We start from the raw sequence: 11,735 nt of genomic DNA on the forward strand, positions 1-11,735 counted from the left end.
CCCCTGCCTCTTACTTGACCCCTGAATCCTGTAACTGATTCAAACCCCTAGTGGTAACGTATCTTTGTAATTCTGTTAAAGCTCGGTTATAATCTAATATAGCTTTAACGCGATTACCTTCAGAACGGGTGAGATCATTTAATGCGTTAATTACATCAGTTTGAGTCCCGACACCTGCTTGGAATCTTAACCGCGCTAACCGCAAAGACTCTTTAGCTTGTTCTAAAGCTACATTAGAGGTTTGCACATTTTCTAAGTTTGAAGCCTGGGTAGAGTATGCTTGTTCTACTTGGAAGCGGATTTGGTTGCGCTGTTCGGAAAATTGAGTTTCAGCGATCGCAATATTGGTCTTGGATTGGGCTGCTCTGGCTTTTGCTGCCCCGCCATCATATAAACTGAAGGTGGCTTGTACTCCCAAAGAATAACCATCACTCACGCTTGTGCCATCATCAAACTGATCTAACAAGTTATATCTACCCACTAAGCTCACTTGGGGACCCAAAGCTGCTAATGCTTGTTTTCTTTGAGCCTCGCTAATATTGCGCTGTGCTAAGTTCTGTTGTAGTTCCGGGCGGTTTTGATAAGCTAAAACGATACTTTGTTCTAGTGGATGTTGCCATAAACCTGCCAATTTTACAGGATCGGCAGCGGTAATACTCACTGATTGGGGTAAATTCAACAGTGGTGCTAACTTACGGCGGGCAATTTGTTGTTGAGAAAAGGCACTAGTTAAGTCCTGTTGGGAGTTGGCTAAATTTACCTGCGATCGCAACACATCGAAACGAGTCCCCACACCCGCCCGTTCTAAAGCTACTGCATCCTTCAAACTCGCCTGAGCATTTGTAACCGCTGACTGAGAAATTCTCACATTTTCATCAGCTTGTTGCAAATCATAATATGCCTTAGCCACATTCAAGCGAATTTCTTCAGATTGCCTTTCCACATCCAACTCTTGCACCCGGATACGTTCTTGTGCCTCTTTAATCGCTGCATTACGTCTACCAGAAGTGTAAAGATCATACCTTATCTGTGCAGTACCGCTAAACGTCGTATTTGAGGAAGCATCATCTACGGTTAATCCATTATTCCGTTGTCTTTTAACAGCTAGTGTGTCACCAACACTACGACTATTTGTCACATCACCACTCAAATCTACACTGGGCATTAAAGCCGCTTGAGCTTCACGCAGAACCGATTTACTCCGTTCCAGTTGCAATACAGACACCTGTAAATCATTATTATTCCGTTTAGCCAGTTCTAGCACCTGTGACAAACTAAGTGGCTGAGTTTCCTGCACCTTCACTTCCTCTGCTTGCGTCGGATATAACAGCGGATTAGGACTAGGATTTAACTCCTTAGGAACATTAGGAAAATCTACAGGTTGACTAGGTGCAGAATTGACATTTTCTGCGGTCGGAGGTGTACTGGTTTCTGTCGTAGTCGGAACAGTTGTTTGTGCTATCAAACTATTATTTTGAGTTAAGCAGGTGTTAGCAGTAAGTAGTAAAGCTGCTTGACTCTTGGGCTGTGATTGTGGACAATTACCAGACTCTAGTAACTTTGATACCTCAACATCACCATTGATCACTTGCTGATCAGAGTTACTTAAACTACCTAACTGAGAATTACTCGCAAACAGTAAATTATTATTTGAATTTGATAAATCAGAAAAACTGACAAATCTACTGTCATATTTGGGAGAATTTTTTCCTCCTTCAGTGCTGAGATAATTGTCAGCCATGATTATGGGTAGACTGGAGTTACCAACAAGCTTGATACTGCCTTGACTAAAATAACTAACAGGTAATAATCCTGGGTTACTATTAACTTTACTTTTAGATAGTAGGCTATTGTCTGGGAATAAATTTCTACTATTAGTAAAAACCAACACACTAGGAGCAGACTTTAGCTGTGACTCATTCACTTTAATAACATTAGCCCAAGCGGGCTGAGTTGTTAATACTGCTACTGTTACACCAGGTAAGAAACAATGGAATAATTGCTGTCCTTTCACCGCATCCCCTCACACAAAAAATATTAATTTAGCGGCAGAATACTTGTCTTCAACACAAAATATAGCACGATCTAGAGATTTAGGCAGGAATATCGCACTATAAATCATGTTAGAGATCAGAACTCGGTTTGTCTTCAAAACGTTTGACAATCCGAGACAGTTCTGCCTTTTCGTCTATACTAACGCGGGTAGGCGCACCACTAATAATCCGCTCATAATTACGGAATGAATCTTTAATATCAGGACCATCTGCCGTAATATTATATTCACGAATGCCCTTATCGTGCCATGAGCCGCGCATTTTAAATACGTTAATTGCCCGCGACATTTCTCCCCGAATCTCTACATATTGTAACATCAAAATTGTATCTGTAATCGTGGAAATATGGGAGTCAGTAATGGAATTAGAACCCAGAAATTGGTCTGTGGTATTGGTAAAAAAACCAGTAATTTCTTCTTGTTTAGCATAACCTGTGACACCAATTACAAACTGACGAAAAGCATTATTACTAACACCTCTAGCCATTGCCGAAAGTGAATCAATGGCAATGCGAGCAGGTTTGAAATGGGATATCTCTGATTTAATAATTTGTAAGTGATCTTCTAAACCAGTTGATTCAGGATAGGTACAAATAATTTTCAGTAGCCCTTGATGTTCTAATTCTTCAAAATCTATGCCCCAAGAATGGGCATTGCGGGAAAGTTGGGCGCGAGATTCTTCATAGGCAAATAATATTGCTCGTTCACCATTAATGCAGCCATCTTGAATAAACTTACTAACTAATAAAGTTTTCCCAGTCCCTGTAGCTCCTGTGGCTAAAATAATCGAATCTTTAAAGAAACCACCACCACACATTTCATCAAGAACTTTTACTCCCGAAGATACACGCACATTAGAAGATCGTTGTGTTAAACGCATTGCTCCCAAGGGAAATATATTAATCCCTTCATTGGTAATTGTGAAGGGATATTCACCCTTCATGTGGGTTGTTCCCCGTAATTTGAGAATTTCTATAGTTCGGCGGCGGCGTTCTCCTTCTAAAACGTTACGAGAAATTACTACATTATCGGAAACAAATTCTTCGACTCCAAAGGATGCTACTGGCCCATATTCTTCACCCCGTTCAGTCGTAATGATGGTAGTCACATTCAGTAGTTTTAGCCGTGCTACTAACCGAAAAATTTCCCGCCGCACGACTCCGATAGCTTCATATTGTTGAAATATGGCGGTCATGGAATCAATGGAAACCCGTTTAGCTTTGTATTTACGAATGGCATATTGTAAACGTTCAATCAGGGCAGATAAATCAAAATTACCTACTATGTCTTGACCTTCTGGGTCAGGAGATGCGTCGAGAATAAATAATTTACCTTCATCAATCAAATGTTGTAAATTCCAATCAAAAATATGGGCATTTTTAATAATGTCACTGGGTGATTCTTCAAAGGTAACAAATACTCCTGGTTCGTCGAAGTAGGTGATGCCATTATAAAGGAATTGCAGTGATAATAAAGTTTTGCCAGTTCCTGAAGTTCCACTAACTAAGGTAGTTCGACCAACAGGTAAACCGCCATGACTGATATCGTCAAAGCCTTCGATCATCGTGCGAATTTTTTCGACACCAATAGGTATTTTTTTTTGTTCAGGTTGCTCTTTTTTATTCATGGTTTATCTAATATGGATATTCAACCCAGGTTTTTAAAATCAAGAAAGTTTTTAATTATTTTTAATAACTAAATAAATATACCAAATTGCAGGTAGATAAATTCCCGGACTTTCATCAAAAAGTGGCTAAAGCCACGAGTTTACTCGGAATTATTACTTGTTGTTTTCTAAAGCCCACATTTTGTATTATTCTTTTCCGTATTCTTCATTCAATTCTTCATAAAGCAGATCCAACCCAATTAATACTCTTTCTCTATCTGTTAAATCACCAATGATTTTCCGCACGGGAGGGGGCAAAATTTTTGATAGTGTTGGTGTAGCGAGTATTTTATCTTCTTCGGCTAAATGGGGGTTTTTCAGGACATCAATTACTTTTAATGCATAAACTCCTTGAAATTCTTCATCTAAAATATTTTTGAGTGTTTTCAAGGCCCTCATTGAATTAGGGGTATTTCCTGCTACATAGAGTTTGAGAACATAGGTTTTTTTAGCTTCATTCATACAATATCAACTCCTAGAAATATAGAGGTAAAAGAGCAAAGACGTAGGATTACATATACATTCAGGTATAAATTTACCATGAATGTCAATAAACATTCTACTTTGTGGCATTCAACTGATTTTAGCAACAGAACAGCGATAAACTTCACAAAGATGTGCCAAAATATCTATTAAGGTTAAACGATAATCGAGCAGTGTTTCATCACTTCTGCCTTCTATTCTTAATTGCTTGGCAAATTCATCAATGATTTCCATGTGCATTTCTATAATTTGTGGTATGGGAATACAGGTGTAAAATAAGGCATTAGTAAATTTATCAAGTTTTTCTTGTGATGTTTTGTCACTGATAAAATAATTTATAATAATTTGACGGTAATCTGCTTTGAGTTCTGCTAACAGTTCCTGTTTTTCGTTAGCAGTCATATCCTGAAAAATTTGGTTCTTTTTCTGTTTGCCAAAAGCCAAAATATGATTATCTTGAATATCTAATTTTGGCAGAGGGTTCTGTGGCTGACAATGGGAGAAATAGCATATCTGACAAGGTATCGGCTGCCAGTACCATTGACTTATTACCCCCTCAATAAAATTCCCAATTTGCAAAACTAAACTTTTGTACTCCTTTGCTCCCAATGTTCTATCGAGAATTTGTTTTATATTTGTTTGTAAAAGCAATATAGGTAATAACATCTACTGTTTATAGATCATGAATTTTTGAGCGTGAGATATGTGGGTCTATAATTAATGGTACTTACCTACACTAAGTAGGATAACCGGCAAATTCTTTGATGACCCATTCGACTCAGGGAAAGTTATAACTGATGGATAGTGGGTGATAGCATATCTAGGGGCAGGTAGATGACATTATTTCACTTATTGATAAGATACTTAAACGAACTTAAAGAATTGTCGCATTTTAAATCATTATAATTCCTCAAGGTTCTAAAGCGAATCTTTAGAGCCATAATTATTGTTGTAGTTGTCACTATAAAAAATGACGACTTTCAATACCAGTAGCAAGTTGCTGAAGATAGTGGCTTGCTGAGGAGATAAACTTATATCTTGCACCAGAAAGGTAAAAAATATTGGTAATTGGCGGCGAGACAATGGATGTCTATGGCGGAGTGTTACCGAAAGTCATAGCTAAAATGGCTAGTTTGAAGAGGTCTGTCAATTGTAACCAGAATCGCTGATAGCGTGGCGTAGCCATTCTAAATATTCTTGGAGGATATTGCTTCAGGCTTGAAGACCATCTAAACCAAGTGCTGATGGTGATACCGAAGTTGATCACCAGAAGAAAGACCACCGAGGACTTATTTTAATGCTACAGTACCCACTTTATGAATTTATAGCAACTGTGCCAATGTGCTGGGAAACAAATACTCTAGCAGCAGCGTTGGCTATTTTCGTCGAGGAACAGTGCGATCGCTTGGTAATAGTCAATTCTCAACAACGTCTAATTGGTGTATTGTATTCTGCTCGACTACTGCCACAATTCTTAGCAGCGGAGGCTGATAACAAAATCTTAAATTTACAACAACCACTCTCACAGGTGGATAAATCCCTCATAGAACCAATACAGACCATATCAGCAGCAACAAATCTCGAAGACTTCAGTTTGGTTATCAAGCATCAAGAAACCCAACAACAAAGTAACTTAGATTGGGCGCTAATTGATTCAGATGGTAAATATTTGGGAATCCTCAATACTTTACGCCTATTAACATTGTTAGCTCAAAAGAAAATTTTCCTGAGCTTAACCAAAGAAGAAGAAAGTCACAAGTATGCGACAAACACCAAAACTTCTCAACACCAAAAAAACATCGAGCATACAGCCAATAAACACCAGCCAAAAATACACAAATCCATCGTCCACTTATTGGCTAAATTACCCTGGCCAATTATGCTACAAACTAGTCAAGGCGAAGTAGTTACGCAAAATATCGCTTGGTGGCAACAACTAGGAGCATTAAAAGATCCTGAAGGCATTAGAAAACAGGTAGAGACTATACTTACTCCCAAATATATTTATGCCAATCCTCAGGAAAATCACAAACCCGATACTTCCACGAGGCACAGACAGAGAACCTCACCATCAGCTTTCCCTTTTTTACAAGAATCACCTCTACCTGTAAATAACGGTTCTAACCACTGCGTTTTAGATACGCAATTGGGTATTTGTACTTGTGTGGTTGAAATTAAAACTGGTCAGGAGCGGGTTTGGCAGTTTGCCAAAATTGCTTTAGACAGTAACGAGTTAAAAATTTGGGTTTCCAAGTCAGAATTACCAGAAAATTCAGAAGAACTATGGTTAATATTAGCCACAGATGTAACTGAACAACAGCAACTTTGTAAAGAATTAGCAGCAAAAAATGCTGATTTGATTCAACTCAATCGCTTAAAAGATGAATTTTTAGCTTGCATTAGTCATGAATTAAAAACACCACTAACGGCTGTTTTGGGACTATCTCGCCTTTTGGTAGATCAACAGTTGGGACAACTAAATGAGCGTCAAGCCCGTTATGCTGGATTAATTCATCAAAGTGGCAGACATTTGATGAGTGTGGTGAATGATATTTTAGATTTAACGCGAATGGAAACGGGACAGATGGAACTCACCCTGACTCCAGTCCAAATTCAAGTAGTATGTGAAAGGGCTTTTTCAGATGTTAAAAACATTCATCATCAAACTAACAAAGCTAAACCAGTATCCCCCCTAGACAATCAAACTTTATCTAATCACCAATTTAGCCTAGCAATTGAACCAGGTTTAGAAGAAATGGTGGCAGATGAATTACGCTTGCGACAGATGTTAGTCCATTTACTTTCCAATGCCTTTAAATTCACAGAAATATCTGGGGAAATTGGCTTACGGGTAAGCCGCTGGGAAGGTTGGATTGCCTTTACTGTTTGGGATACAGGGATTGGTATTCCTGAACAACAACAACATTTAATCTTTCAAAAATTCCAGCAATTAGAAAATCCTCTCACCCGTCAGTTTGAAGGAACGGGTTTAGGATTAGTATTAACTAGAGCTTTAGCCCGTTTGCATGGTGGAGATGTCAGTTTCTTATCTCGTGAAGGTAAAGGCAGTCAATTTACTCTACTTTTACCTCCCAGTCCACCAAAAGCTAGTTGTAATGAGTCTGAAGATATAGTTCCTAAGATAGAAGTAAGCAGTGTCATTAATTCTTCCCCTCAAAACCTCAATAGTTCTTCCCAAAGATTGGTTTTAGTAGTCGAAGCAGTAGCTCAATATATTGAGGAATTAACCGAACAACTCAAAGGTTTAGGTTATCGTGTTGTTATTGCTAGATCAGGAACAGAGGCACTAGAAAAGGCTCGTCGCTTACAACCAAAGGCGATATTTTTAAATCCTTTACTGCCTTTACTTTCTGGTTGGGATGTGATGACCTTACTGAAATCTGATGTTTTAACTCGTCATATTCATGTGATTGTCACAGCCACAGCGGCAGAAAAAGAACAAGCATTTACTAAACAAGCTGATGGTTTTTTAAGTTTACCAATTAAACATCAACCATTGGCATTATTGTTAGAAAAAATATCAATAACGAGCGAATTTCAGCATTCAGTACTGGAAAATAATAGGATCAATTCTCAAAATGTTCCTTTGCGAATTCTGAGGTTAGTACATCCAGAATTAGAGGTAATTAATCTCTATCCTTCTCTGCGAGAACATCGGGTGATTGAAGTAGATGATCTAGATCAAGCAGATTTGTTAGCGCGAGTTTGGCAGTTTGATGTAATTTTGCTAGATATGGGAATTTCTACTGCTCGCACTTATCTACAACAATTAAATAAACACCAAAGGTTGGCGACATTACCATTGGTAACTTGTGATGTTGCGACTACTTTAGCTGCTTCTCAAATACCAGGATTGTCTGTATTTCCTTGTTTAAGTCCTTTGACTCAGGAAGATAATAATCAAAATTATCAACAAGGTGCTTTGTCATCTGTATTACAAATTGCTGCTGGTATTTGTTGCCCAATCAATATTTTAGTGGTAGATATAAATATGTTGAGTGATTTACCCAAATCAAAACGCAAACCAATTAAGGATGATCAGTCAGTCAAAAATTATTTTCTCAATTTTGAAGATGAGCAAATTAATCGGGGATATGAGTGGTTTCAAGCTTTAATTCAATACTTACAAACTGCTGGTTTTAGAGCTTCTATTGCCAGTTGTTGGTCGGAAGTTGTCCAACAAATTAGCAATAAAAGTGTTGATTTACTGTTAATTTGCTGGCAGGAAACGGCAATTAATAAGGAAGTCCAAAAAGCTATTGAATCATTGGGGAATTTACAGTTGGATTTGCCACCAATTTTGATACTTGACCAAAAATTAAATGAACCTAATTATGGAAATGCGGCAAAATCTCGGAAACCAAAATATACATCTTCTGTGGAAACTGCGGTTCGAGGAATTGCTACACAAATACTACCTCGTTCTATTTCAATGGAAGATTTATTAATTCAAATCAATCAATCTTTGACAAATTAGACTATGATTTCAGGACTTACGCAAAATATCTCTCAAACCCTCTTTTCTTCTTTCTCTTCGTTCCTTTGTGGTTCATTATTCCGTGACTTGTGCGTAAGTCCTATGATTTATTTGATTTATTTGATTGTGACGATTTTATAGATGTGGCAGATTTTTTCCATAAGCAAAATATATTGACAATAAAGATGACATTTGAATCAGAATCTCTGAACTTAACGAACTACTAATCAACTCTGTGTTATTCTATTATCCATCCATTAGAGAACGGCGATCGCAAACCTGTATAAAATTAATGGCTTGGTATAACTTTATTCCCACTTGGCGAATTTTCACCTTACCCTATGATATACAAGAAATATTAAATCCTGAATTCTTGTGTAACACGACAGATGATTTTGAAAAAGCCTCTCCAAACCTCTCCCCGACGCGGGGAGAGGCTTTGAAACCCCCCTTCCCTGCCAGGGAAGGGGGTTAGGTTTTTGGAAATTACTGATTTCATCTAATGCTTTTCCAACAACCTCTTAGACAAATCTCAAAATAGTCATATAGAATAGGAATTATTGTCCGTAATGGCGCAGGAAAACAAAATTTCAGATACCCAACACATTCCCAGCAGGTGCATAAACCAAGGGCGATCGCCTTTGCACAGCTATTTCCAATCTAGAAATTGCTAGAATGCTGATAAAGTAGTCCAATATAAGGAGACTCAACCCATGTCCGCTATAACTGCCCAAGAGCAAGAAGCTCAAATGCTCGATACCGCGCAAATAGCGACCCAAGTTCACGATCTTGATTTTTATCAATGGGTACAAACTACTATTGAGAATATCCAGAGAGGGGCGATCACAGCCATTGATTGGGATTATTTAGTGGAGGAGTTACAGGATTTGGGCAACGAGCAAAAAAATCAGCTAGAAAGTCGTTTATTAGTTCTTTATGAACATTTGCTTAAATTGACTTATTGGTCGCAAGAGCGTGATTACAATCAAAGGGGATGGCGAGCCACCATTCTAGAACAACGGAAACAACTCAAGCGACTTTTAAACCGGAGTCCGAGCCTAAAGCCTTATTTTCAAGAAGTTGCCCAAGAAATTTATGATGATGCTTGCCAGATTACGAGCGTGAGGACGGGTTTAAATGCAAATCTATTTCCCCCATCTCCTATTGCCAATATAGAGCAAGTTTTGAATGAAGATTGGCTGCCAGAGTTAAAAGAAGATTGCTAAACTGTTAAGTCATCCGTTGATTTCATCAATAAACCTCACATTTACTGACAAAATTGTCAACTACAGAACTAAAAGTTGAATCGAGGACGGATACACGGACAGAAATGGTCTGGGCGATCGCTTTTACTAAAGCATATCTCCTTTTAAATAGGTGAACAGAAAGATTTAAAAGGTATGTGAAGAAAAGTAAAATCACTCAAAACTCTCTTCCTGTTCCCAGTTAGGAGTTCCCTTGACCCAAGGACTTTGTTGGGTTTCGCTATCGCTCAACCCAACCTACATTTCCTTAACCGACAAGTATTGGATTTCATGGTTATGTTCAGTGGTAATCAATCTATAGTGGAATCTTGGCAACGGCTATTAAATACAGGAGATGATTAACAATGTATCAAAGTGATGTGTATAGCAAACCTAGCTATGAGCCATTACCTCCTCAACAAACACTGCCAACGATGTATGATTTACCTAGTGAAGATCCAGAGGAGCCAGGTTTGCCAGACGAATTTCACCTGTTACAACCGCAACTATTGCGTAGTACCTTTCGCCCGCCTTCTTATGCAGAAGACAATGTATTTACAGGTAGTGACTTGAACTTATACTATGACAGCAAGCATACACAATGGTATAAGAGACCAGATTGGTTTGCGGTTTTGGGGGTATCCCGTTTTTATGAACAAACAGAACTAAGATTAAGCTATGTTACTTGGTATGAGGGAACATATCCCTTTGTAGCAGTAGAATTAATATCTCCAGGAACAGAAAACGAAGACTTAGGGAGAAATAGAAATTTACGGGAAGTTAATCAACCACCTAATAAATGGACAGTATATGAACAAATTCTCAGAATCCCCTATTATTTTGTCTATAACCGTTATACTGACGAGTTTCACTGTTATGGTTTAGTAACGAACCGTTATCAACCTCTCTCTATTAATGGATTAGGGGTATGGCTAGAAGAAGCTGAATTGGGTTTAGGGTTATGGGAGGGAGAATATCAAGGAGTAACTAGACAGTGGTTACGTTGGTATGATAGAGATAATAATTGGTTGTCTACACCAGAAGAACAAGCAGAACAAGAAAAGCAACGGGCTGAACAAGAAAAGCAACGGGCTGAACAAGAAAAGCAACGGGCTGACTCTGCTGAATTAGAAGTAGCTAAATTACGACAATTGTTATTGGAACAAGGTATCAGCTTACCTAATAACCAATAGAGTTGAAAAATTGTTCGCTACGAAGGTAATCATTACTTGAAAGCGATCGCTAATTGATGAAATCTCAAATTAGTCACTAGGGAAACTCTTTAGCCTTGACTCTATCAATAAAATAAGAAAATAAGATCCCCGACTTCTTTAAGAAGTCGGGGAGATGAAACTCTTTAGCAGGTATCAATTGTTTAGAGGAGTTAAGCAAAATGTACTGATAATAAAGATGACATTTGAATCAGAATCTCTGAACTTAACGAACTACTAATTAAATCTGTGTTATTCTATTATCCATCCATTAGGGACTTCCAATTAAAAAAATACCCAAAAATTTCTTGTGGTGCGGGACGGATTGCCCGCTAATAATCAAGGAAGGGTAGGATGCCCATGCCCCAAAATTGGGTAATTTATTTTTTGGTGTTCCCTTAGAGAACGGCGATCGCAAACCTTGATAAAATAAAAGTTACAAAAAATAGATTCGATTATTGTTGTCCGAGGTTGACAGAACCGGGATAGTATTGAACAGTGAGTTGGGCTTTGATGGTCTTTTTGATCTCAGTCCCTCCATGCAACCTTCGTATGATCAATTGTTTAGTTAGTGATCAGG

At 38.2% G+C, this 11,735-nt stretch carries 8 protein-coding genes; 4 read left to right on the forward strand and 4 right to left on the reverse strand.

Annotated features, from left to right (window positions below):
* Positions 1-10: 10 nt before the first annotated feature.
* The 4 genes from PN471_RS02035 to PN471_RS02050 form a co-directional block, all read right to left on the reverse strand.
* Entirely contained in the window at positions 11-2,014 is a 2,004-nt protein-coding gene (locus PN471_RS02035) for a TolC family protein (RefSeq protein WP_271775451.1), read from the reverse strand.
* 109 nt (positions 2,015-2,123) lie between these two features.
* The gene (gene kaiC / locus PN471_RS02040) at positions 2,124-3,680 is read right to left on the reverse strand and encodes a circadian clock protein KaiC (RefSeq protein WP_271775452.1); all 1,557 of its coding nucleotides are present in this window, start codon (positions 3,678-3,680) and stop codon (positions 2,124-2,126) included.
* A gap of 186 nt (positions 3,681-3,866) precedes the next feature.
* Positions 3,867-4,181, reverse strand: a complete 315-nt coding sequence (kaiB, locus tag PN471_RS02045) for a circadian clock protein KaiB (RefSeq protein WP_271775453.1) — start codon at positions 4,179-4,181, stop codon at positions 3,867-3,869.
* Between the two features lie 111 nt (positions 4,182-4,292).
* The gene (locus PN471_RS02050) at positions 4,293-4,868 is read right to left on the reverse strand and encodes a KaiA family protein (RefSeq protein WP_271775454.1); all 576 of its coding nucleotides are present in this window, start codon (positions 4,866-4,868) and stop codon (positions 4,293-4,295) included.
* 631 nt (positions 4,869-5,499) lie between these two features.
* Here PN471_RS02050 and PN471_RS02055 point away from each other — a divergent pair.
* The 4 genes from PN471_RS02055 to PN471_RS02070 all read left to right on the forward strand — a co-directional run bounded on the left by PN471_RS02055 (position 5,500) and on the right by PN471_RS02070 (position 11,137).
* Complete coding sequence (locus PN471_RS02055; RefSeq protein WP_271775455.1) at positions 5,500-8,700, forward strand: ATP-binding protein; 3,201 nt, start codon at positions 5,500-5,502, stop codon at positions 8,698-8,700.
* 235 nt (positions 8,701-8,935) lie between these two features.
* Positions 8,936-9,175, forward strand: a complete 240-nt coding sequence (locus PN471_RS02060; RefSeq protein ID WP_271775456.1) for a hypothetical protein — start codon at positions 8,936-8,938, stop codon at positions 9,173-9,175.
* A 238-nt stretch (positions 9,176-9,413) separates the two neighbouring features.
* Positions 9,414-9,926, forward strand: coding sequence for a DUF29 domain-containing protein (locus tag PN471_RS02065; RefSeq protein WP_271775457.1), 513 nt, complete (start codon positions 9,414-9,416; stop codon positions 9,924-9,926).
* A gap of 383 nt (positions 9,927-10,309) precedes the next feature.
* Positions 10,310-11,137, forward strand: a complete 828-nt coding sequence (locus tag PN471_RS02070) for a Uma2 family endonuclease (protein ID WP_271775458.1) — start codon at positions 10,310-10,312, stop codon at positions 11,135-11,137.
* The last annotated feature ends 598 nt before the right edge of the window (positions 11,138-11,735 follow it).

It is taken from the genome of Aphanizomenon sp. CS-733/32 (assembly GCF_028330045.1).
Classification (GTDB): Bacteria; Cyanobacteriota; Cyanobacteriia; order Cyanobacteriales; family Nostocaceae; genus Dolichospermum; species Dolichospermum gracile.